22 protein-coding genes and 1 riboswitch are annotated in these 23,755 nt (G+C 37.9%); of the genes, 13 read left to right on the forward strand and 9 right to left on the reverse strand.

What is annotated here, in order from left to right; all coding sequences use genetic code 11:
* The first annotated feature begins 41 nt into the window (after positions 1-41).
* The 5 genes from ACZZZK_RS11395 to ACZZZK_RS11415 all read left to right on the forward strand — a co-directional run bounded on the left by ACZZZK_RS11395 (position 42) and on the right by ACZZZK_RS11415 (position 5,363).
* Entirely contained in the window at positions 42-344 is a 303-nt protein-coding gene (locus ACZZZK_RS11395) for an HU family DNA-binding protein (RefSeq protein ID WP_010601128.1), read from the forward strand.
* 10 nt (positions 345-354) lie between these two features.
* Entirely contained in the window at positions 355-1,233 is an 879-nt protein-coding gene (locus ACZZZK_RS11400; RefSeq protein WP_463484234.1) for a tetratricopeptide repeat protein, read from the forward strand.
* A 281-nt stretch (positions 1,234-1,514) separates the two neighbouring features.
* The gene (locus ACZZZK_RS11405; protein ID WP_056851139.1) at positions 1,515-3,065 is read left to right on the forward strand and encodes an Rne/Rng family ribonuclease; all 1,551 of its coding nucleotides are present in this window, start codon (positions 1,515-1,517) and stop codon (positions 3,063-3,065) included.
* Between the two features lie 115 nt (positions 3,066-3,180).
* On the forward strand, positions 3,181-4,557 hold the full coding sequence (gene radA, locus ACZZZK_RS11410) for a DNA repair protein RadA (RefSeq protein WP_463484235.1): 1,377 nt from the start codon (positions 3,181-3,183) through the stop codon (positions 4,555-4,557).
* Positions 4,558-4,898: 341 nt separating this feature from the next.
* On the forward strand, positions 4,899-5,363 hold the full coding sequence (locus ACZZZK_RS11415) for a DUF4920 domain-containing protein (protein WP_056851141.1): 465 nt from the start codon (positions 4,899-4,901) through the stop codon (positions 5,361-5,363).
* A 94-nt stretch (positions 5,364-5,457) separates the two neighbouring features.
* Here the strand turns inward: ACZZZK_RS11415 and ACZZZK_RS11420 are convergent, their stop codons facing one another.
* Together ACZZZK_RS11420 and ACZZZK_RS11425 are read right to left on the reverse strand one after the other, a co-directional pair.
* Positions 5,458-6,522 (reverse strand): branched-chain amino acid aminotransferase, encoded by a 1,065-nt coding sequence (locus ACZZZK_RS11420; protein WP_463484236.1) that lies wholly within the window; start codon positions 6,520-6,522, stop codon positions 5,458-5,460.
* A 146-nt stretch (positions 6,523-6,668) separates the two neighbouring features.
* On the reverse strand, positions 6,669-7,634 hold the full coding sequence (locus ACZZZK_RS11425) for a tryptophan 2,3-dioxygenase family protein (protein ID WP_463484237.1): 966 nt from the start codon (positions 7,632-7,634) through the stop codon (positions 6,669-6,671).
* Between the two features lie 63 nt (positions 7,635-7,697).
* A riboswitch (Fluoride riboswitch) is annotated at positions 7,698-7,759 on the forward strand.
* A gap of 17 nt (positions 7,760-7,776) precedes the next feature.
* Here ACZZZK_RS11425 and ACZZZK_RS11430 point away from each other — a divergent pair.
* Positions 7,777-9,066, forward strand: a complete 1,290-nt coding sequence (locus tag ACZZZK_RS11430) for a voltage-gated chloride channel family protein (protein WP_463484238.1) — start codon at positions 7,777-7,779, stop codon at positions 9,064-9,066.
* Positions 9,067-9,143: 77 nt separating this feature from the next.
* Here the strand turns inward: ACZZZK_RS11430 and ACZZZK_RS11435 are convergent, their stop codons facing one another.
* Both ACZZZK_RS11435 and ACZZZK_RS11440 read right to left on the reverse strand, forming a co-directional pair.
* On the reverse strand, positions 9,144-10,445 hold the full coding sequence (locus tag ACZZZK_RS11435; protein WP_463484239.1) for an HAD-IB family phosphatase: 1,302 nt from the start codon (positions 10,443-10,445) through the stop codon (positions 9,144-9,146).
* Positions 10,445-11,407 carry an NAD-dependent epimerase/dehydratase family protein gene (locus ACZZZK_RS11440; protein ID WP_463484240.1) on the reverse strand — a complete coding sequence of 321 codons (963 nt, stop codon included), beginning with the start codon at positions 11,405-11,407 and terminating at the stop codon, positions 10,445-10,447. The genes ACZZZK_RS11435 and ACZZZK_RS11440 overlap by 1 nt, the downstream gene beginning before the upstream one ends.
* 71 nt (positions 11,408-11,478) lie before the next feature.
* Between ACZZZK_RS11440 and ACZZZK_RS11445 the strand changes: the two genes are divergently transcribed.
* Positions 11,479-12,660, forward strand: coding sequence for a formimidoylglutamase (locus ACZZZK_RS11445; RefSeq protein ID WP_463484241.1), 1,182 nt, complete (start codon positions 11,479-11,481; stop codon positions 12,658-12,660).
* A 113-nt stretch (positions 12,661-12,773) separates the two neighbouring features.
* Complete coding sequence (locus tag ACZZZK_RS11450) at positions 12,774-13,919, forward strand: redoxin domain-containing protein (protein ID WP_463484242.1); 1,146 nt, start codon at positions 12,774-12,776, stop codon at positions 13,917-13,919.
* Between the two features lie 83 nt (positions 13,920-14,002).
* Here the strand turns inward: ACZZZK_RS11450 and purD are convergent, their stop codons facing one another.
* The 5 genes from purD to dcd form a co-directional block, all read right to left on the reverse strand.
* Positions 14,003-15,274, reverse strand: coding sequence for a phosphoribosylamine--glycine ligase (gene purD, locus ACZZZK_RS11455; RefSeq protein ID WP_463484243.1), 1,272 nt, complete (start codon positions 15,272-15,274; stop codon positions 14,003-14,005).
* Positions 15,275-15,408: 134 nt separating this feature from the next.
* Positions 15,409-16,290: an SDR family oxidoreductase gene (locus ACZZZK_RS11460; protein ID WP_056851149.1), complete on the reverse strand. Its 882-nt coding sequence runs from the start codon at positions 16,288-16,290 to the stop codon at positions 15,409-15,411.
* 129 nt (positions 16,291-16,419) lie between these two features.
* The gene (locus tag ACZZZK_RS11465) at positions 16,420-17,181 is read right to left on the reverse strand and encodes an enoyl-CoA hydratase/isomerase family protein (protein ID WP_463484244.1); all 762 of its coding nucleotides are present in this window, start codon (positions 17,179-17,181) and stop codon (positions 16,420-16,422) included.
* Positions 17,182-17,266: 85 nt separating this feature from the next.
* Positions 17,267-19,957 (reverse strand): TonB-dependent receptor plug domain-containing protein, encoded by a 2,691-nt coding sequence (locus ACZZZK_RS11470; RefSeq protein ID WP_463484245.1) that lies wholly within the window; start codon positions 19,955-19,957, stop codon positions 17,267-17,269.
* A gap of 82 nt (positions 19,958-20,039) precedes the next feature.
* Positions 20,040-20,576, reverse strand: coding sequence for a dCTP deaminase (gene dcd / locus ACZZZK_RS11475; RefSeq protein WP_265800772.1), 537 nt, complete (start codon positions 20,574-20,576; stop codon positions 20,040-20,042).
* A 71-nt stretch (positions 20,577-20,647) separates the two neighbouring features.
* On the opposite strand from dcd, the gene ACZZZK_RS11480 reads away from it, so the two are divergent.
* From ACZZZK_RS11480 to ACZZZK_RS11500, 5 genes are all read left to right on the forward strand, one after another.
* Positions 20,648-21,295, forward strand: a complete 648-nt coding sequence (locus ACZZZK_RS11480) for a 4'-phosphopantetheinyl transferase family protein (RefSeq protein WP_463484246.1) — start codon at positions 20,648-20,650, stop codon at positions 21,293-21,295.
* Between the two features lie 19 nt (positions 21,296-21,314).
* Positions 21,315-22,034, forward strand: coding sequence for a lipoyl(octanoyl) transferase LipB (lipB, locus tag ACZZZK_RS11485; RefSeq protein ID WP_463484247.1), 720 nt, complete (start codon positions 21,315-21,317; stop codon positions 22,032-22,034).
* 56 nt (positions 22,035-22,090) lie between these two features.
* A complete protein-coding gene (locus ACZZZK_RS11490; RefSeq protein WP_463484248.1) occupies positions 22,091-22,813 on the forward strand; it encodes an SGNH/GDSL hydrolase family protein in 723 nt (240 codons plus the stop codon).
* Positions 22,814-22,899: 86 nt separating this feature from the next.
* Positions 22,900-23,265 carry a CD225/dispanin family protein gene (locus ACZZZK_RS11495; protein ID WP_463484249.1) on the forward strand — a complete coding sequence of 122 codons (366 nt, stop codon included), beginning with the start codon at positions 22,900-22,902 and terminating at the stop codon, positions 23,263-23,265.
* Positions 23,265-23,660 (forward strand): DUF2752 domain-containing protein, encoded by a 396-nt coding sequence (locus ACZZZK_RS11500; RefSeq protein WP_463484250.1) that lies wholly within the window; start codon positions 23,265-23,267, stop codon positions 23,658-23,660. The genes ACZZZK_RS11495 and ACZZZK_RS11500 overlap by 1 nt, the downstream gene beginning before the upstream one ends.
* The last annotated feature ends 95 nt before the right edge of the window (positions 23,661-23,755 follow it).

Raw genomic sequence — 23,755 nt, forward strand, 5'->3', positions numbered from 1 at the left:
ACAGTAGTAATATAAAACACAATATATATAAATAAGTAAATATGACTAAGGCAGATATTATTTCAGAAATATCAACAAAAACCGGAATTGAGAAGGTTGATGTACAGGAAACAGTTGAGGCATTTTTCAAGGTTATCAAAACGAGTATGATTGGCGGTGAAAATGTTTATGTAAGAGGCTTCGGAAGCTTTGTTGTTAAAAAGAGAGCGCAAAAAACTGCTAGAAACATCTCTAAAAACACTGCAATAATTATCCCAGAACACTTTGTACCTAGCTTTAAACCAGCAAAAGTTTTTGTTGATAAAGTGAAAAGCAACTCGAAAAAAATTAGTGTAGAAGCCTAAGTCTTAATTTATGAATAGCAGCATAAGATCAAAACAAATCATCATTATTGGAGCAGTTTTATTGCTTGTTGCTTTTTTATTTACCAGAGACATTAAAGGTTTAGTTAAACCAACTGAAGAGAACGGAAAAATGCCTGCAAGCGGCCAGATGGCTGGAGCAGAAAGTTCTTCTACTTCATCTGCACTTAGCATCGAAACTTCTTCTACAGCTGCAAAGAATGTACTAAACAAAAATTTAGCTACTGATATTACCGCATTAGAAAACAGTTACAAAGGCGCTAAAGGAACAGAGAAACTTGATTTCGCAAAACAATTGGCTCAGAAATGGGATGATGTTGAGCAAATCACACCATCAGCACTTTATTTAGAAGTTGTTGCACAAGGCGAACCATCAACTAAAACGTGGTTAGCAGCAGGAAATCAATTTATAAAGGCTTTTGAAAGTACACAAGATAGCTTGGCACAACCAGCATTACTGCAAAAGGCCAATATATCTTACAAAAAAGCATTAGAAACAGATTCTACGAATATAGAAGCAAAAACAGGTTTAGGTGTTACAATAGTAAACGGTTTGGGCGCACCAATGCAAGGTATTGCAATGCTGCTTGAAGTGGTTGCTAAAGAGCCTAAAAATGTTAAGGCCAATATGAACTTAGGAATCTTTTCTATTAAATCAGGTCAGTTTGATAAAGCGATACCACGTTTTAAAACGGTTATTGCAACATCACCAACACCTGAAGCTTACTTTTACTTAGGTACAGCCTTAGAAAATTTAGGCAGAAACAAAGAAGCAGTTGATGCTTACTTAGACAGCAAAAAATTAGCAGCTAACCCAACTCTATCATCATTCATTGATAAGAAAGTGGCTGAACTAAAGAATAAAAATTAATTAACGGATTAATAAAAACATTTAAAACTTAAAACTATGCCAAGCGGTAAAAAAAGAAAAAGACATAAAATGGCTACCCACAAACGTAAAAAACGTTTAAGAAAAAACAGACATAAGAAAAAATAGTTTCTTATTTTGATCAAGCCCTTTAAACCTCATAGTGTAAACTGTGAGGTTTAAAGTATTTATGTGATTTTTTTCTCATGATCAAGGCTAAATCAAAGTTTCTTTCACGTTTACTATCCATTTGTTAATAGGCGAAAGCCTTAAATCTGTAGCTGTTGGTAAAAGAATTAATTATCAATTCGACTCCTGCCGGAGTTACCATAGCGTTGATTGAAGACAAACAACTTGTTGAGCTTCACAAAGAACAAATCAATAATAACTACGCCGTAGGCGATATTTATTTGGGCCGCATTAAAAAAATTATGCCCGGCCTGAATGCTGCTTTCGTAGATGTGGGTTATGAAAAAGATGCTTTCTTGCATTATTTTGATTTGGGCCCTCAGGTGCAATCTTTAATTAAGCTAACTAAGATCAAGCGTAATGGCTCGGTTACAGGCACATTATTAGATAATTTAAAGCTAGAAGCCGATATAAACAAGGCAGGCAAAATTTCTGATGTGCTTTCTAAAAACATGCTCCTTCCGGTACAAATTGCAAAAGAGCCAATTTCTACTAAAGGACCGCGTTTGAGTTCCGACATTTCGATTGCCGGCAGGTATGTGGTACTGGTGCCATTCTCCAATACCATATCTGTATCAAAAAAAATTAAAAGTAATACCGAACGTAATCGTTTAAAAAAGATTATCGAGAGTATTAAGCCTCAAAATTTTGGGGTAATTATCAGAACCGTTTCTGAAGGCCGTGGAGTTGCCGAAATGCAAAAAGATCTTTTGGATTTGATTGCTAAATGGGAAAACTTTATAAAAAAGGTACCTTCAACAGAGCCCTCAAAGCGAGTTTGGGGCGAAATGGACAGATCTTCTACGTTAATTCGTGATATTCTGAATCCTGATTTTACAAACGTTTACGTAAGCACACCAGAGCTTTTCGACGATATTCGTTCTTATGTACATGATATTTCTCCAGAAATGGAAAAAATCGTGAAGCTTTATAAGCAGAAAGAACCTATGTTCGATCACTTTGGGATAGAAAAGCAAATTAAAAATGCTTTCGGAAAAACAGTAAACCTACCGGGTGGAGCCTACTTAGTTGTAGAACATACCGAAGCACTTCACGTAATAGATGTGAACAGTGGAAACCGTACTGCCAGTAAAGAAAATCAAGAGGAAAATGCTTTACAGGTAAACAAAGAGGCGGCTAAAGAAATTGCCCGTCAATTGCGCTTGCGTGATATGGGCGGCATTGTGGTAATCGATTTTATCGATATGCACAAGCCTACAAACCGTAAAATGCTATTCGATTATTTGCGTGAGCTGATGTTATTGGATAGAGCGAAACACACCATTTTACCTCCAAGTAAATTTGGTTTGGTTCAAATCACCAGACAACGTGTTCGTCCGGAGATGAATATTGTTACGGTAGAAAAATGTCCAGCCTGTGGAGGTACTGGAGAAATTAAGGCGAGTATCGTTTTAATGGATGATATTGAAAATAACCTAAATTATATTTTACGTGAACAGAATGAAAAAGGCGTAACCCTTTGCGTTCATCCTTACATAGAAGCATATATAACGAAAGGGATTTTTAATTTACAGCGACGTTGGTTCTTTAAATATGGCCAGTGGATCAAAGTAAAAGCTCAATCATCGTATTATCTAAACGAATTCCACTTTATCTCATCAAAAGATGAAGAGATAAAATTATAACTCAAAACATTTAATCAAAGCCTGAACTTTAAAAGTTCAGGCTTTTTTGTTTAAAAGTGATTTAGCTTTTGCGGGCTTTAACACTTAAATTCGTAAATCTAAAATCAAAAATCACTTGGCAAAAACTAAAACAGCATACTTCTGTCAGAGCTGCGGCTACGAATCGGCGAAATGGTTGGGTAAATGCCCTTCATGCAACCAATGGAATACCTTTGTAGAAGAAGTTATCGAAAAAAATACAACATCAGTACCCACCTGGAAAACCGAAACCAGCTCAAGAAAATTGAGTAAACCCAGCAAAGTTGATGAGATTGAATCATCCATTGAAAGAAGAATTGCAACTGGTGATAAGGAACTTGACCGCGTTTTAGGCGGTGGTTTGGTAGAAGGTTCATTGGTGCTTATCGGGGGAGAACCTGGAATAGGGAAATCTACTCTGATGCTGCAATTGGCACTGAACCTGAAAGGCAAAAAAATACTCTATATTTCTGGAGAGGAAAGTGAACAACAAATAAAAATGCGGGCAGAAAGAATTCAAGAAAGTCCGTCTGCTGATTGCTATATCCTAACAGAAACATCTACCCAAAATATTTTTAAACAAATAGAAATTTTGGAGCCAGAAATTTTAGTGGTAGACTCCATCCAAACCCTGCATTCTTCTCACATTGATTCTACTCCAGGAAGTGTATCGCAAGTGAGAGAATGTACTGCAGAGCTTTTACGCTTCGCGAAGGAAACTGGCGTTCCCGTATTTTTAATCGGCCATATTACGAAAGATGGTGCCATTGCCGGACCAAAAATACTCGAACACATGGTTGATACCGTATTGCAATTTGAGGGCGACAGGCATCATGTTTACCGCATCTTACGTTCGATCAAAAATCGTTTTGGAGCCGCAGCTGAACTCGGGATTTACGAAATGCAAGGAAGTGGTTTGAGAGAGGTTTCCAATCCATCAGAAATTCTTCTATCGCAACGAGATGAAGAGCTTAGTGGAATTGCCGTATCTGCAATGTTAGAAGGTGCCAGACCAATGTTGATAGAAACCCAAGCGCTGGTGAGTGCTGCCGCGTACGGAACCCCGCAAAGATCTGCAACTGGCTTTGACACCAAGAGGATGAACATGCTCTTAGCTGTACTTGAAAAACGTTGTGGTTTTAGGCTGAGTACGCAAGATGTATTCTTAAATATCGCTGGCGGAATTAGGGTTGAAGATCCTGCAATCGATTTGGCAGTTTTAATCGCCATCATTTCATCACAACAGGATATTCCAATATCATCTAAAAACTGTTTTGCCGCTGAGGTTGGTTTATCTGGTGAAATAAGAGCGGTAAATAGAATAGAACAACGAATAGCAGAAGCAGATAAATTGGGCTTTGAAACAATTTATATTTCTAAATACAATTTAAAAGGTATTGACATTGCTAAATATAACCTGGAAATTAAGGCAGTAAGCAAAATTGAGGAAGTTTTTGGAATGATATTCGGCTAAATGAACTGGAATTGTTGGGGAATATTTTCTACAAAATTATTTAGATAGTTGAGTTGTTTACCCATTTCCACAGTTGACATTTTTCTGGCACAGCGCCTCAAAAGTCATTAAATATTTGATTATCAACATGATAAGGAATACCTATTTATACATCGGCACTTTGGATTAACATTTGCCTAAGGTAGTATGTTGTACATCATGGGATGTGATCTATAACAATAGGGATGATTTTCCTCGTTAGTGAGAGCTAACGAGGATTTTTTTTGCTTTCGCTATTGAGAAAAATTTTAAATAACTTTGGTTCAGATAGGAAACTGCAACAAATCTTAAAAATTAAAATAATGAAAAAGATCATTTTAAGTCTTGGCTTCTGCTTATTTGCAGCAATCGGCTTTGCACAAACTGCATATACAGGTCAGAAATTTGGCGAAGAAGTTAAGCCTGGCGATGTGAAACCAGCGGCTAAAATGGAAGCTGCCATGGGAGACAAAAAAACTGCCGACATGAAGATTGAAGGTAAAGTTGTTGATGTTTGTAAGAAAAAAGGATGTTGGATGACTTTGCAAATGCCAAACGGCGATCCGATGAGGGTAACCTTTAAAGATTATGCATTCTTCATGCCGATGGATATTGTTGGCAAAAATGTTGTTCTGGATGGTATAGCAAAAAAGCAAACCATTTCGGTAGAAACGCTACGTCACTATGCTGAAGATGCTAAAAAATCGCCGGAAGAAGTTGCTAAAATTACTGACCCTAAAAAGGAATTAGCTTTTGAGGCTAAAGGTGTTGTAATCTTAGATAAATAAGAATAAAGATTAAGGAGCAAAGATTAAAGATCAAGCTTAACAAAAAAGCCTCGAAAATTTAAATTTTCGAGGCTTTTTTTATGCTTAATTAGATTTATAATACCCAGTTCCAACCAAATTCATCTGGCGCTAAGCCATACCGAATATCATTTAACTTCTTAGCTATTCCATTAGAAATATGCCTTGTTGATGGATCTGATAATTGGTAAGTTTCGTCTTTATAACCAATTACACCAACATGAGTAACAGTAGCGGCGGTACCTGCAGCAAAAGCTTCAGTTAAGGTACCATTTTTAATGCCTTCAATCACTTCTGCAACTGATACTCTACGCTCTTCAACTTCAATGCCTGCATCTTTAGCCAATTTAATAATTGTATCGCGTGTAACGCCATCCAATACGGTACTACGAATGGAAGGTGTAACTAACTTTCCATTGATTACAAAAATCAAATTTGCAGTGCCTGCTTCTTCAATATATTCGTGAGTTACCGAATCTGTCCAGATTAATTGATCAAACCCTTCTTTTTTGGCTTGCTCAAAAGGATAAAGTGAGCGGGCATAATTTCCAGCAGTTTTTGCAAATCCAACTCCACCTTCATCCGCACGGGTAAATTCCGTCTCAATTTTAACTTTTAAAGCAGAACTATAATAAGGGCCCGTAGGCGTTGTTAATAAGGCAAACTTGTAAGTATCTGATGCTCTCACGCCTAAATAAGGATCGGTAGCAAACATAACCGGACGAATATAAAGCGCATAATCTTCCTGATTTGGAACCCATTTCTCATCAACATTAATTAAGGCTGCTAATCCCTGCATAAAAATTTCTTCAGGAATAGTAGCCATAGACATTCTCGCTGCAGATTTATTAAAACGCTCAAAGTTTTTGTCGGCACGGAATACACTAATTTTTCCATCGGGTTGGCGATAAGCTTTCAAACCCTCAAAAATCGCCTGGCCATAATGAAGGGCAGAAATTGCAGGACTCATTGGAATAGGTCCGTAAGGAATAATTTGTAAATTTTTCCATTCGCCATCTTCGTAATCGGCGGTAAACATGTGGTCGGTAAAAACTTTACCGAATGGTAATTGAGAAAAATCTGTAACTGTCAAACGAGTTTGATCAGCTTTGGTGATTTTTATATCTAATGTCTCGGTCATAATTTAAATTTTGGGATGAGAGAATTTTGAATGATTGAATGATTTGCGGATCGCAAATTCACTCATTCTATCACTCACTCCATCTATCATTTTCTAATTGACGCAAATTAGCAAAAAACGAGCTTTTTTAATAGTATTTTCTGATATTAATCTTTGTTTTTGAGTGTTTTGAGTACACTAAGCACCCAGCCTTTGCCCCATTCTCCCATTTGTTCATCACTCCATAAAAAAGGATAAAAAATTCGTTTTTGAAAACGCGGAGGCAAATATTTCTGCCAGTTGGTACCGCCGGTTGCGGCTACATCAATCGGATCTTTTTCTAAATAACGCACTGCTGATTTATAGTGCGACAATGGCCACTCTACATTGACATATAAATCGAGCTTACGCAATTCTTCTGCAAGCGCAGAAACATCAGCACCATTTGCTGCCAGCTGATGATACAAAGCCGAGAAATTTGTAAGTGATCTATCTTTAGCCAGCTGTAAAAACTGAGCGGCATATTTTTTAATAAATTGCTTTAATGTTAAAGTTTGCTTACCCGATGACAACTCTGTAGCACCAAACTTCCAATAAACATGTTCGAACTGTTCTTCGATAGTAGCGGTGCTTAATTCTTCGCGTTTACTTTTATCAACCAAACGAATAAAATCAGTTGCACAAATCTCAATCATCCGATATTGCCCGGATTGAAAACCGCTAGCAGGTAATAATGACATTCTGAACTTCAAAAATTGTTCTTTCTCCATGCCATCCACCATCACCTCGAAAGAAGTAGTCAATGCATTAAAATAAGCATTAATTCTTTTAACACGAGCAGTAAAAAATTCGACAGTTAAATTTTCATGTTCAGCAATTTGCCTGCATTCATGCAAGGTCAGCTTAAAATATAACTCAGTAATTTGGTGGTACATGATGAAAATCTCTTCATCAGGAAACGGCGTTTTTGGACTTTGTAAACTTAGCAGCGTATCCAAATGGATGTAATCCCAGTAGGTTAGAAAATCGGCATAGAGCAACCCATCTAGATAAGAAGCCATATCCTGCCCCATGGCTGTATATTTTTCTTGTAGCTGATGAAGTTTATCTTTTATTTCGGGTGTAAAATCCATTATTCTAAGTTAGCTTTACAAAGGTGTTAAAGATTTTGGAAGAAATTGCTAAAATTTATACATTTGAACAATGGCGATGGGGTACCGCCAAAACCGCCAAACAGGCTGATGACTCCTACAATTTTATTTAAATTGAATTCTAATGCCTGTTAAAAAACCAACAGAAGGATTCCTTCTGTCTATCAATTCTTTTATTAAAAAGGATTTCGGAGTAGTATTATTGAGCACTTTAAAATGGCTTTTAATAGCAGCGCTAATTGGTGCAATAGTTGGCTCTGCATCTGCCTTATTTTTAGTAACCTTAAATTGGGCAACAAATTACAGAGAAAGCCACCTTTGGATCATTTCATTTTTACCAGTTGCAGGTTTTTTAATTGGCTTAGTATATCATTATTGGGGCAAGGATGTTGTTAAAGGAAACAATCTTTTAATTGAAGAATTACAGTCACCCAAAAAGGTAATTCCATTAATTATGGCGCCATTAATTTTTGCCGGAACGATTATTACTCATTTATTTGGAGGATCGGCAGGAAGAGAAGGAACTGCTGTACAAATTGGAGGTGCTTTTGCCGATCAGTTTACCAAGCTATTTAAGTTAAAGCCACGCGACAGAAAAATTATTCTCATCTGCGGAATTAGTGCTGGCTTTGCGTCGGTATTCGGGACGCCATTAGCAGGTGCAATTTTCGGCTTAGAGGTTTTCGTGGTAGGTAGTTTAATGTACACTGCAATTTTGCCTTCGTTTTTAGCCGCTATAATTGCCGATTATGCATGCAAAGTTTGGGGCGTTGGCCACACTCATTATTCCATTGGTGTTGTGCCACAAATGGATGCCATTAATCTGTTACTATCGTTGGGTGTTGGAATTGTTTTTGGCTTAGTGGCCAGATCTTTCTCCGCCTTAAACCATGGCTTTTCTAACTTGTTCAGTAAAATAAAGTATCCGCCTTTAAGGCCAGTATTTGGTGGGTTGACTTTAATTGTCATTATCTATTTCTTGGGTACAACAAGATATATAGGATTAGGAATTCCTGTAATTTCTGAATCATTTACGCAACAGGAGCCTTATTATACGTTTGCCATCAAACTTTTTTTAACGGCATTAACCTTAGGTTGTGGCTTTAAAGGTGGAGAAGTAACCCCATTATTTTTCATTGGCGCAACATTGGGTAGTTTCTTGAGTGTTTTTATTCCATTACCTATCGGATTATTAGCTGGAATAGGTTTCGTCGCCGTCTTCTCTGGCGCAGCAAATACACCATTGGCTTGTATTTTTATGGGCGTAGAATTGTTTGGTGTAGCATCTGGAATATACATTGCTCTTGCTTGCGTTGTGGCCTATCTATTTTCCGGGCATACTGGCATCTATCGTTCGCAAGCTATTGGTAGCCCAAAACATTTGTTGTTAAAGAGACATCAGTTTTTAAGGTAAGCTTTGACAACTTTCTTTCTTAAGTACTAGCAAAGTTGTCAAAACTTAAATCCATTGATAAAGGTCAAATCGTTGAATTAATATAATACCCTAAATTTTATAGTGTGCTCAATCTTTTTGAGTGATTTAAATAATTGTTTATCGTATTCAGCATTGATATCGGTAATTGCATATCCAATTTCTGGGTTTGTCATTAAAAACTGGCTTACAATGTTGATATCATGTTTGGCGAACACGGTATTAATTTTGGCCATAATGCCTGGAACGTTTTTATGGATATGAATTAACCGGTGCGATTTATCGATTTTCGGCAACTGCAAATTCGGGAAATTGGCACTCAAATAGGTAGCGCCGGTATTCATAAAATCAGCTACTCGTTTTGGAATAAAATCGATATTACGGGGATTGTTTTTCGGATCATCGAAAACTACAATTCCTTGTTTAGTGCAAACATCAAAGTCGATTTTATTCTTTGCGCTTCCTAAATAACCAATTGTTTTAAGTTTAGCAGCGTTTTTTAGTTGCTCCTTATCAATCTTTTCGCCATCTGCCAGAACAATAATGCCGACATCTTTAACATATTTTTCTTCGAAAGAAGTTTTATGCCTGATGGACAAGCCGTCATTCTTGAGTATAGAAAGTGTTAGTGGATCAACATCGCCAATAACCAAACAAAGAATCCTATTTTTGGGGTATGAAATTGCTCTTGGCAAATCATTCACATAGAGGAATTCGTCAAAACTTGGCGTTACGTGATCGGCTTTGGCAACAATGCTTTCACGGGCAATATTTTCTGTAAAAGCGAAAAACTTATTGATCAGCCCACTTTCCCGCAGCTGAAAATCTGAATAACCATCGCCAATACCGAAAAGTTCCCCTTCTAACTTTAAATGTTGCAATAACTTTACTTTCCCGCCTTCTTCACTTAAAGGGTTTGCGTGATCGTAATCTATAATTTTTCCATCGCCAGTGGTTACAAAAGTATTGGCATAAATATTTTCTTTTTTAATGTGATACTGGCTCACCACAGGAGTAATAAATTCTTTAAATCCGCCAGAAACGATTAAAACATCATCAGCATGTTTCTTGAAAAATTCTGCGTTACGCGAAAATGAGGTAGAAACTTTCTTTTTTAAGTGTTTAATCAGTTGTTTCAAATGATCTTCATTTGCCTCCAGCAATTTCACCCGTTGCGCTAAACTTTCTGAAAATGAAAGCTTGCCTTCCATGGCTAAATTGGTGTAGTCTTCAATCTTCTGGAAAATTGCCTCTTTGTCTGGGTGGTTCCTTAAAGAGATTCTAGCGAGTTCATCAAGTGCTTCTACCTGGGTAAAAGTACTGTCGAAATCGATAATGTAATATGCTTTTTGTTTGGGCATTATTTTAAGTGTTGGGTAATTTCTGTTATACTTTGAGCAAGCGGTTTAAAAACGATTCCGGTTTGCTCAATCACTTTATTATTATTGTAATAACTTAAAGTGATACTACTTTTGGCAGTGTCTTTAGTTATTGATGGTTCATTTCTGGTGAATAAGGATGTGAATTTCAATGCTCTCCAGGCTACACCAAGCATCCATGCTTTTGCTTCCTTTGTAGGCGGCTTTACTCCAAAACCTATTGCTATCTGTGTAAATAAATCTTTGTAATGAATATCTTCAGATGATAAAATATAGCGCTCTCCTGAAACTTCAGCATCCATCAACAAAATCATCGCTTTCACTACATCTTCTACATCAACAAAACCAGAGGCGCCGTTTGTATAAAAAGGAAATCCGTCTTTTACTAATTTAAAGATGGCTCCGCTCCCTTCGAAACCTGCATTTTTCCCAATAATTACTGATGGGTTTACGATTATGGCATCGAGGCCTTCGTTAATTCCACGCCACACTTCCATCTCGCTTTCATACTTCGATAGCCCGTAAGCATGTGCCTTCGAATCATATTCCCAAAAGTCCTTTTCAGAAATTTTATTCCCTCTTTTTGCTATTCCTAAAGCAGCAACTGAGCTCACATGTAAAAGCCTGCAATTATTTTCGGCACAGAGATTTACAATGTTTGAAGTTCCATCGATATTGACATGGAACAATTGTTTTTTATGTTTAGCACTTAAAGATACAAAAGCCGCACAGTGATAAACATGAGTTACTTTTTCAAAGGCTTCTTCCAGGTCAGCGGGTTCATTTATATCACCCAGAACCCATTCAATTAATGGATTGTCTTTAATTATAACCGGAATTTTTGAATTTTCACGTTTCAGCGCTCGTACGGTTAAACCCTTATCGGTTAACTGTTTTAATAGTTCAGACCCTAAAAATCCCGTTCCTCCGGTTACCAGTATCATTTTATTTTTTTCGAGCTATATGTGGAAATACGCATTCAAAAATAGATATTTGAGCCGAGAGTTTTAAATATATGTCATTAACGGATTTCTTTTCCCCAATAAACCCTGATAGTTTTACACCAAAGCAAGGATTTTTAACAAGCCAGCTAGGTTTAAAAGCACACATTTTTACCGAATCGTTTCCTGATTTTGAAGAGAATACTTACGATTTGGCCATTATTGGTGTGTTAGATGGAAGGGGGGCAGTAAATAATGAAGGCTGTGCGTTGGCACCCGATTATTTCAGGGAGAAATTTTACAAACTTAATGAAGGGTCTTTCAGCAGTAGAATTGTCGATTTAGGAAATATCAAGCATGGCGCAACGGTTGCCGATACTTACATTGCCATCAAAATGGTGGTGTCTGATTTGATCAAAAAAGACATCATTCCCATTATTATCGGCGGCGGCCAGGATTTAACCTATGCCCAATATTTAGGCTATGAAGATTTAGAGCAAAAGGTGGATCTGGTAATTATCGACAATCAATTTGATATTGGCGACGATGATACCCCTGGAATCCAAACAAGATCAGACTGTTATCTGAATAAGATTTTTCTTCATCAACCCAACTATCTTTTCAATTACAGCAACATTGGTTATCAAACTTATTTTGTAAATCAAGAAAGCCTGAGTGTGATGGACAAGCTTTATTTTGATGTTCACCGCCTTGGAGAATTTGCTCAGGACATCACGTTGACAGAGCCCATTATCCGCAATGCGAACATGATCAGTTTTGATCTGGGTGCCATCCGATCGGCTGATGCTGCAGCAAATGCGAACACTACACCAAATGGTTTCGACGGTGAAGAAGCCTGCCGAATTGCCCGTTATGCGGGCATGAACGATAAATTGACTTCAATTGGTTTTTACGAATTTAACCCGGCCTACGATAATAATGGCCAAACCGCGTTTTTGCTGGCGCAGATGACCTGGTATTTTGTAGATGGTTTTTATGCCCGTAAAAAGGATTTCCCACTTACACCAAAATCACAATTTATGATTTACAGAACCAGTTTGAAAGATGGTTCTGGTGAAATGGTTTTCGTGAAAAGCAAAAAATCAGATCGCTGGTGGATGCAGGTTCCATATCCTTCGGGCCAATCGAAAAACGAACGTTACCACCTCGTACCTTGCCGTTATGATGATTACCAGACTGCAGTAAGCGGCGAAATGCCCGATTTATGGTGGCGTACTTTTCAGAAGTTATCATAATCCAATGGATAATTTGTGGAAGTTCAAACACACTTCAACGCTACCATAATTTTACACAAGCAATTGCGTTCTAGCTATATATATCACTACTTTTGAAAAAACAAATCTCATTAATGAAAAAAATATTATTATCTGCGCTGGCCTTATTGCCTTTAGCAGCGTTGGCGCAAAAACCGTTTACACTAAACGGAAATATAAAAGGATTAAAAGCTGGTAGTAAAGTTTATCTGATTTATCAGGGCGATGGAAAAAACATTACCGATTCTACAACGGTTGTAAATGGAGCATTTTCTTTTAAAGGTACAGTTGAAAATCCTGCACAGGGAAGTCTTTATTTAAACAAAAATCCGTACGTTACCCGTCCTGCTGAAGGGGAGAAATTAGATGGCTTATCTATCTACGTAGAACCAGGAAGTATTAATTTGACAGCTACAGATTCGTTGAAAAACGCTGCTATTGTTGGTTCTCCAGTGAATGATGATGCCAGGAAATTAAAAGCTTTAACCAAACCAGTTAATGATAAGTTAATGGCTATCGATGCTGAATACAGAGCATTTACTCCAGAGCAGAAAAAGGATGAAGCCTTAATGACTAAGTTAAGAGAGAAATTTGAGAAAGAATCAGAAGCGCTTCCGCCGCTTTTATTAAACTTCGCACAGAATAACCCGAAATCATATATCAGTTTGAGTGCGATTGGTCAATTAGCGAGTGATCCGGAACAAGCTGTTGCGGCTGAAAAGGCATTTACAGCGCTATCTCCAGAATTGAAGGCAACTCCAAACGGAAAACAACTTACCCAAATGTTCGATGCGGGGAGAAAAACCGCTGTGGGTGTAATGGCTATGGATTTTACCCAAGCAGATACCGCAGGCAAACCTGTTAAGTTGTCTGATTTTAAAGGAAAATATGTTTTGGTTGATTTTTGGGCTTCTTGGTGCGGGCCATGTCGCCAGGAAAATCCAAATGTAGTGTTAGCCTATAATAAATTTAAAGATAAAGGTTTTACCGTTTTAGGTGTTTCGTTAGATCAACCTGGTAAAAAAGCTGCCTGGTTAAAAGCCATTGCAGATGATAAGTTAACCTGGACTCATGTTTCTGACTTAAAATTCTGGAACAATGAAGTTGCCCAGCTTTATGGCATTCGTTCAATTCCAGCTAACTTTTTAATAGATCCAACCGGAAAAATTATTGCTAAAGGTTTAAGAGAGCAGGCATTGCAAGACAAGCTTCAGGAACTTTTGGGAAGCAAATCGAAATAGATTCCACTTCATACCGAAGCCGCAGATTTGCAGATTTTATTAAATAGATAATCTGCAAATCTGCGGCTTTTTTTTACGATGAACTATATCAAATCAAAACCAATATCTTCTCTAAAGTATTTGCCATCGAAGTAAATTCTACCTGCATCGGCAGTAGCAGATTGCAGCGCAGTAAAAAGATCTTTCTGTAGGCTTGTGATCGCAATCACTCTTCCAGCGTTGGTTTTTACCACATCATTATCAAGCAAGGTACCAGCGTGAAAAGCATTTGAATGACGCAAGTTTTCAATCCCCGAAATCGCCTTGCCTTTCAAATATTCTCCTGGATAACCACCAGCTACGATCATTACTGTGGCCGCAGTTTGCTCAGAGATTACAAGCTTAACCTGGTTCAACTGTTTATTCGCTGTGGCCATAAATAGTTCTACCAAATCATTTTCGATGCGTGGAATAACACTTTCCGTTTCCGGATCGCCCATACGGGCATTGTATTCGATTACGAAAGGATCATCACCTACTTTGATTAATCCAAAGAAAATGAAACCCGTGTAATCGATATTATCTTTCTTCAAACCTTCTACTGTAGGTTTAATGATTCGCTCTTCAACTTTTTGCAAAAATTCTGGGGTAGCAAACGGAACCGGAGAAACCGAACCCATACCTCCAGTGTTCAAACCTGTATCGTTTTGCCCGATCCTTTTATAATCTTTGGCTGAAGGAAGGGTTACATAGTTTTCGCCATCGCTTAAAATAAAAACGGAAAGCTCAATGCCGCTCAAAAATTCCTCTATAACAACCGTTGCGCCAGCGGCACCGAATTTACCACCAAGCATCAATTTTAATTCTTCTTGTGCTTCAACGGTTTCGGTACAAATTAGAACGCCCTTACCTGCTGCCAAACCATCAGCTTTTAAAACTACAGGCAAAGCATGCTTTTCCAAGTATGCCAAACCTTGCTCTAATGTTTCGGGTGTAAAAGATTTTGAGGCTGCGGTTGGGATGCCATGACGCTCCATAAACTGCTTGGAAAAATCTTTACTTCCTTCCAGAATAGCACCTTCTTTTTTAGGACCGATTACCGGAATATGTGCAAGCGACGCGTCAGCTAAGAAAAAATCGTGAATACCATTTACTAAAGGTTCTTCTGGACCAACCACAACAAGTTCGATATTTTCTGCAATAACTACCTTTTTTATCGAATCAAAATCATTTACGTTGATGTTGATATTGGTACCATAAACCCCTGTACCACCGTTTCCTGGTGCAATAATCAATTTATCGCAGTGCGAGGACTGGCTCATTTTCCAGGCAAATGCACTTTCTCTGCCGCCTGAACCTAAAAGTAAGATATTCATATCGGCAAAGATAGGATTAGTGTTGGAAAATTGAATATTGAAATGTTGTAAAGTTGATCTGTTGATATTAGGGAACTTAGTGACTTCCAGAAAATCTAACCCACAAGCACTTTTAACTTTAAACTTTAATCTTCTTAACTCCCTTTGGCACTTCTGGTCATTTGTTCCAACATATCCCACATCTCATTAGGAATGGCTTCCAATCCATTCATTTGGCCGGCGCCTTGCAGCCACTCGCCACCATCTATTGTAATCACTTCGCCATTAATGTAGCCCGAAAAATCGCTCACTAAAAAAGCAGCAAGATTTGCCAGCTCCTGGTGTTCTCCAACTCTTTTCAAAGGAACACGGTTTTTGAAATCGAATTTTTTAGCTAAATCACCAGGCAATAAGCGCTCCCACGCTCCTTTTGTTGGGAAAGGACCCGGTGCAATCGCATTGGTGCGGATGCCATATTTGCCCCACTCTACCGCCAATGATCGGGTTAAAGCCAATACACCACCCTTTGCGCAGGCCGATGGCACCACATAAGCCGAACCAGTGAACGCATAAGTAGTAATAATATTTAAAACTGTTGCTGTTTGCTTTTCTTTGATCCAATGTTTCCCAAAAGCCAGGGTGCAATTCACTGTTCCTTTTAAAACAATGTCGATAATAGATGAAAATGCATTTGCCGACAATCTTTCTGTAGGAGAAATGAAGTTACCAGCAGCGTTGTTTAAGAGCACATCTACCGAACCAAATCGCTCTAAAGTTTTTGCTAATACATTGTCCACCTGTTCGGGATCTCTTACATCACAGGCAACGGCCAAAACTTTACCACCAGTTTTTTCTTCCATCTCGTCGGCTGTTTTTTGCAAAACCTCCTGCTTGCGACTTGTAATAACAAGATTTGCTCCCAACTTAAGAAAATAGATTCCCATTGCTTTTCCTAAGCCAGTACCACCACCTGTAATTACAATGGTTTTGCCTTTCAGCGCATCTTCTCGAAGCATAGGAGAATTGTAGTTGAGCATAATATTTTGGTTAGTGGGTTTAATATCGTGATTAGTTAATTGCTATATTATTCAGTTGAAATACTATTGAATTGCGACAGTTGAAGCATAGTTCAACCGTCAGAACAAAACCGCCAACTAAAAATTGCTTTATTTTCTCTGCAGGCTTTCAATAATCGTTTTCAAAATATGACGTGTGGCGGGCGCCCACCATTGTGCAAGCATTTTTTCGAGAGATGCAGATTGATCTGCAGACACCGCTGCGATTAATTCTTCGCGGATATTTAGTTTACTCTGCGACCAGGTATTACTTTCCAATTCCATGAACTTTTTAATCTTTCGTTCTGCCGCCGTAAGCAGGCTTTCGTTCTTCACCAGCTCATCCACCAAACCAACCTTAAGCGCTTCTTCCGGGTTGTAAAGTTTACCTGTCAATAAGCTACGGGTGGCTTCAGCTTTACCCAACCAAAAGGCATACATCTGAAAAATGCTGTTAGGAACAATGATTCCAACCGGAACTTCGTTTAAACCGATAATATATTGCCCTTCTGCCATAACACGATAGTCACAAGCAAGTGCCAAAACGCATCCTCCGGCAGGACTATGCCCACTTATTGCTGCAACAATCGGCTTCTTAAAGGCGACAAGATTAGCAGTGAAATTTAAAAACAGTTTCCAAAAATCTTTTGCTTCTTCCTCATTATAGTTGTAAAGTTCTACTAAATCTAAACCTGCTGAAAAGAATGGAGCCGTTCCAGTTAAAATTACTCCACCTATATTGTCATCAGCAGAGATATTTTTAAGCAAGTCATCTAGCTCGGTGATCAGTTGTCCATTTAATGCGTTAGACTTTCCCCTGCTCAACGTAATTGTTGCTAACCTATCGCTAACGCTTACTTTAATTGTTTCCATGTTAAATTTCAAAATGTAAATATTGATCTTATCAGGCAAACCTATAAGCTATGCTTGCATAATATTCAAATCTATCTATTTTTCTTTATTTCACCTCATAAGTGTAAACTTTTCTGGCTAAATGGCCAAAAGCATCAATGCCTTCCATTACCACCCGGTATTGCCCTGGCTCATCGGCATTATAAAATTCGAATTTTCCTTTGCCATCATTCTCAGCAACAACTTGTGGATTCCAATAAATGGTTGTCCTTAAATCTGCCCGGTTACTATTTGTACCTGCATCGTATTTTGGAGAATAAAACTCCCTCGAAACAGAGAACCCTCTCGGACTAAGCGTTACCACTCCTGGTGCATACCTATTGTAGTTTGCTGTTCCTCCGCCACGTTTAGTTGTAATGACGATAACGCCACCGCCTCCTTGAGAACCATAAATAGCTGTATTACCAATGCTTTTTAAAAGTTCAATTGATTCTACATCTGAAGGAACGATATTATCAAGAAAATCGGCTTCAACCCGCATCCCATCTAAAACAATCGACATTGGCGTATTTTGGCTGCGCATCAGATAAGGAATTCCGCCCTGAAAAATCACCCCCGGCAAACGCCCTTGTAAGCATTGAGACAAAGTTATGCAGGTAGAAAGATCATCAGCAGTCATAATATAATCTGCTCTTCCTGCGCCATTTAAATTAGCAGAATTTTTTGCCGGATTTCTTTTTTCAGTAATGGTCACTTCCTCTAACTTTATGGTTCGCTCCAGCAAACCTAACCGTGTCATTTCATTAAAATAATTGTCGCTTTCCTTAATATATTTCATCAAAGAGTTGTTCACATTTACTTCAACATCTCCTGTATTTTTGTTTTTGGTTACGATCTGATTTGGTACCACATCTAAATTAATATCTACAAACTTACGTTCTGATTTAGTTCTTGCCTGAACCACAAATTTGGTGCTGTCAGGAAAATTTAAATTATCAAACACAAACCTTCCATCTGCATTGGTAACCGTATCTAAAATGAAAAATGTTCCTTTAGATGCCATGATCATTACCTTACCCCCTGGAACCGGCTTGCCACCTTTAGTAACCGTTCCACTGATGCTAAGCGAATTTTCAGGCTTGTATGTGATTGCTGGGCCTGTTCCGGCAGCTACATTGCGCCATAAAAATCTACTCCAGCCATGCGTTAACATCAAATTATCCAGCTCTTTCATTGTTTTAACATCATCATTAAGGAAGTAATGATTTGGCTTTTCAATGTATCCGGTTAAATCTGAAGTTAATAAAAGCGATGTAAGGATATTCGATTCGTTATCTTCGTCAGGCGCCACTTTGGTAGCGTTGGTAACGGCGACGGAGTAAACACTCAATACAGGCTTATTTTGGTTGGTGGCATCAAAACTAAAAGAGGATTTTCCCTTCCTGGCGGTTGACACAGCCGATGTATTCAAGTTTAGATCAATTAAATCAACCTTATGGTTTACAAAAATTAAACGTTCGGCTATTGGTTGGTTGTTAGTAGAAAATAAAGTGAACTGTACTACGCCAATTGGTAAATTTTTCTTCGGGATATTGGCAATCAAAACCTGTTTGTCCATTTTGGCTTTAGAAACGTAAAAAACATTCCCACCCTGTTGTGCCACAACTTTTAATTCGCTACCATTAATTAAGCTTTCGCTAGCCATAATCTTAAGCGTAACCTTTGCTGTATCAGTATTGGTAATGGCGATGGCATATCCTGCTTTTTGAGCTACTGGAAGTTTGAAATCTTTGCTGGATCCATCTTTAAACTTAACTTTCGCGGTATAGGTTTTTCCTGACTGGGCATTAAAAATAAAATTCCCCATACCTAAATAAGCGGTTTCAAATGAGGTAATTTCAGCTCCTGTTTCGTCTACAATCGAGCCTTTTACATCTTCTCCATGTCCACTGGCATTCAAAGTTTTAATGGCGATCTTTTGAGGAAGATTCTCAATCATCGAACCGCCTTCCGGTAAAAATTGTACATCAACATCGTTAGAAGTGGAAGTAATTGGAATTGTTTTTACCACTTTCTGCTTATTTTCTAAAGTAAGCGTGGCCACAATTTTCCCCGATTTATTGGCAAGCGCCTGGCTGCTGGTGAAATTTATTATGGCATCACCAGAAAGATTTGTTTTGACTTTGCCTTTGGCAACAGATCGATAATCAAGCTGTACATCGTAGCTTACATCGTTCTCCTTATAAGCAATACCATTTTTATCTTCGAAGTGGATGGTTGCCTGCACCTTATCCACATTGTTTTCCTTTGTAAAGGCGTAATCGGTTTTGGTAAATACCTTGTTTGCCCAGCTGTTCCCTATTTTAATGGTTTTATCAAAGAAAAATTCAGTTCCAAAGTTTCGCATATAATTGGTGTATGCCCTAATTCGGTAATTTCCTTCTCCTAACGAATCTGTCAACTTAAAATCGCCCCAGGTGATGCCGCTAATTAATGGCAATTTCACCATTTTCTTCACCGAATCTTTTTCATTAATTAACTCTACATATAAAATTTTGCTCAGTTGAGAAGGTGCAGTGGTTTTTGCATTGATTACATATCCTTTAAACCAAATATCATCGCCTATGGCGTAATATGGTTTATCTAAATGCAGGTATACTTTTTCCTGTTGATATTTATTGGTGTAATCCTCGAGCTTTTTTAAAAGCAAGGTAAAAGGATCATCATCAATTTTAAAAGCAGTAAAACCAATAAGCAGTGCGAGAAAACTGATTGCGAGGGTAATTTTGATTTTCATTTGTGGCTAGGGTGTAAAAAAAATATGCCTCAAGGTACAAAACCGGAGGCATATTTTTATGAAGGTAACGTGAATTTTAGCTCTAAAATTTGTTCTTCCACATCATGCTTTCTACTGGCTTGGTAGTCTTATTATTATATTTTGCATTCCCTTTGGTATTGTACATGGTTTCGATATTTCCTTCTACCACGAAATAAATCAACTGTCCTATCGGCATCCCTGCATAAATTTTCACAGGCTGGGCAACAGAGATTTCTAAGGTCCAGGTATTGCAGAAACCCACATCACCCTTACCTGCGGTAGCGTGTATATCAATCCCCAGGCGTCCGGTGCTACTTTTTCCCTCTAAAAAAGGCACATGCCCATGTGTTTCGGTATACTCAAGCGTTACGCCAAGGTATAGCGTGCCTGGGTGCAATACAAAACCATCCTTCGGAATTTCAAAATGCTCAATTTCATTATGCTGCTTGGCATCCAATACGCGACTTTTATAGGTAGCCAGGTATTTACCTAAATGTACATCGTAAGAATTTGTACCTAAACTTTCTCTTTTAAAGGGCTCGATTATGATTGTTCCCTTATCAATTTCTTCTAATATCCTTTTATCAGATAATATCATTTTTATGCGTATTTTTGGCCTAAATTATCAATTAATTAAGATAGTTTTGCATGCTAATCTCAATTTTATAAATGCCAATAATTTATAATAAAAATGTTGATGAGCATTCAGTTCTTGCAATCTGGAAAATTGAGGAAACTGAAGCTGAAATGTTGGCTGGCCTTCAGCTTAAGCAACATGAGCTTGATGTTATATCAACGCTGAACAATGGCAAAAGGCTATTGCACTGGTTAAGTACAAGACTTCTTCTTCGTACCATGTTGAATACCAAAGAATATATCGATTGCCAATTTGATGAAGATGGAAAACCTTATTTAACCAATTTTGATTATCAAATTTCTTTAAGTCATTCTTATGATTATGCGGCTGTTATGATCAGCAAAAAAGATGCTGTTGGGGTGGATATAGAATTGATTAAACATAAAATAAAAAGTATACGCCATAAATTTTTGAGTGATGTTGAACTTGCCCAAAAACAAATCGGTGATAATATAGATGGCCTTTATGTGGCATGGTGCGCCAAAGAAGCCATTTACAAGTGGCATGGAAAGAAGGGTTTGGAATTCAAACGCGACATCCATATAAAGCCTTTTAAGCTCAAAAATGAAGGAAAATTAAATGCCATCGTGGCTCTTCCCTCAGGATCAAAAGAACTAACGGTAAATTATTTTAGGACAAAAGACGGCTATATGTTGGGCTACGTGGTGCATTCAGCCTAAATGTTATTAAGAATTATAAATGAATGATCAACCTACAAACGCTCCTTTAGTTCCTACGCAATTTATTGATTGGGGCTTAACAGATTACCAGCAAGCCTGGGATAGGCAGGAAGAACTGCTTAATAAAACGGTAGCATTAAAAACCGAGAATAGAGTAAACGGCACTCATTTGCCCACACCAAATTATCTTATTTTTAATGAACATCCTCATGTTTACACTTTGGGAAAAAGCGGTCATCCTGAAAATTTATTATTGGATGAACAAGGCTTAAAAGATAAGAGCGCCACTTATTATAAAATTAATCGTGGTGGAGATATTACTTACCACGGTCCGGGCCAAATAGTGGGTTACCCCATTTTGGATCTGGATAACTTTTTTACAGACATTCACTTATATCTTCGAACACTTGAAGAAGCTGTTATTTTAACTTTAAAAGATTATGGCATCGAAGCTGGTCGTTATACAGGATATACAGGCGTGTGGTTAGATGCTGATAATGAAAAAGCCAGAAAAATTTGTGCAATGGGTGTTCGCTGCAGCCGCTGGGTTACCATGCATGGCTTTGCCTTTAATGTAAATGTAGATCTCGATTATTTTAAAAACATTGTTCCTTGCGGAATTGATGATAAAGCCGTTACCTCTTTAGCTCAGGAACTTGGATACCAACTCGATATGGAAGAAGTAAAAGAGAGACTAAAAAATCATATCGCCGACCTCTTTAAAATGAATCTGATCTGATTTTAAAAGGATAGCGAACTTGAAACCGATGATCTGCCATTTGCGTAAATTGGGTTATGAAAGTTTTATTAAGTGTCGTTTTATTTTCTTTCTTAACTTCGGCTTGTAGTAAGCAACCAAATATGCCCGAAATCGATCAGCCTAACCCAAGCATAATACCTACTTCTGGCCAAAGCCGAACCTACCTTGCTCTTGGAGATTCTTATACCATCGGCGAATCGGTTAAACAGAGTGAATCATTCCCCTTCCAGTTGCAAAGTTTGTTAAAGAATAACGGTATCAATGTAGCAAGTCCTAAAATTATAGCCACCACCGGCTGGACAACCAGCGAACTGCAAAGTGCAATTGTGCAGGCTAAACTCACACAGAAATTTGATTTTGTTACGCTGTTAATTGGAGTGAATAATCAATATCGAGGCAATTCCATCGAGACATATAAAAAGGAGTTTGCAGAATTGTTACAAACTGCCATTTCATTTGCCAATGGCGATAAAACAAAGGTCTTTGTGGTCTCTATACCCGATTGGGGCGTAACTCCTTTCGGTAAAAACGCTGGTAAAAGTCCTCAAGTTATCGCCGCAGAAATTGATAGCTTCAATGCTGTTAATGAGCAGATTACTATTTCAGCAGGCATTAGCTATACCAATATCACACCTGCATCAAGAAAAGCAAGTAGCGATTTATCCCTTATTGCAAATGATGGACTTCATCCAAGTGCCAAAATGTATTCCGAATGGGCTGATGCTCTAAGTCCAAAAGTAAGTGCCGTTCTGAAATAATTTGAGGCCAATCTATTCTGTTTTTAAATTTAAAATTTTACTTTAGTTTAACTATTTGAATTAAAACCCTTAAAAAAACATTTATTATGGATGATCAAACACCTCAAGATCAAAAACCTCTTGGGCAACAACAACCATTCGGGCAGCAACAGCCTTTCGGGCAACAGCAATTCGGCGGAAATCTCGGGCCTGCACCAAAAAATTGGTTGGTAGAATCAATTTTAGTTACATTGTTTTGTTGCCTGCCATTAGGAATTGTCGGAATTGTTAATGCTGCCAATGTTAATAGTAAATATGCAATGGGCGATTTTGCTGGAGCTCAAGCTGCTTCACAAGCCGCTGGAAAGTGGACAAAAATTGGATTTTTCATAGGAATTGGCGTTTATGTACTCTATATTTTGTTTTTCGTTGTTTTAGGCTTTGGCGGGGCAATGATGAGTGATTACAGATAATGAATTTTAAGTACACCTTAGGTACTATTGTCCTTAGTACACTGCTAATAGTGTACTATAACTTTAATCCCGAGGTGTACAATTTCTTTCCAGAATGCCCATTCCACAAATTTTTACATCTTGATTGCCCAGGTTGCGGATCACAAAGAGCACTACACTCCTTATTACATGGAAATATTTTAAAAGCAGCAGATTATAACTTGCTTTTAGTAATCAGTTTACCTTTTTTGATAATCCATTTTTGTGCAAAAATAATTTCTTACCTAACAAAAAGAAATTACGATTTAAATTTATGGCGACGCCCTATTACTCCGAAGGTTATTTTTGCTGTAGTAGTCATATTCTGGATCGTTAGAAACCTTCCATATCATCCTTTCAAATACTTCGCAGCTTAGCTTCCACTTGACAAAAATAGGCTATTAGTGAATATCCATTTGAAGTATTAGGATAATTTTTAAGCATAGGCGGTTTTGATGATTTGAAATCCCAT

The sequence above is a fragment of the Pedobacter sp. AC163 genome (genome assembly GCF_979258665.1).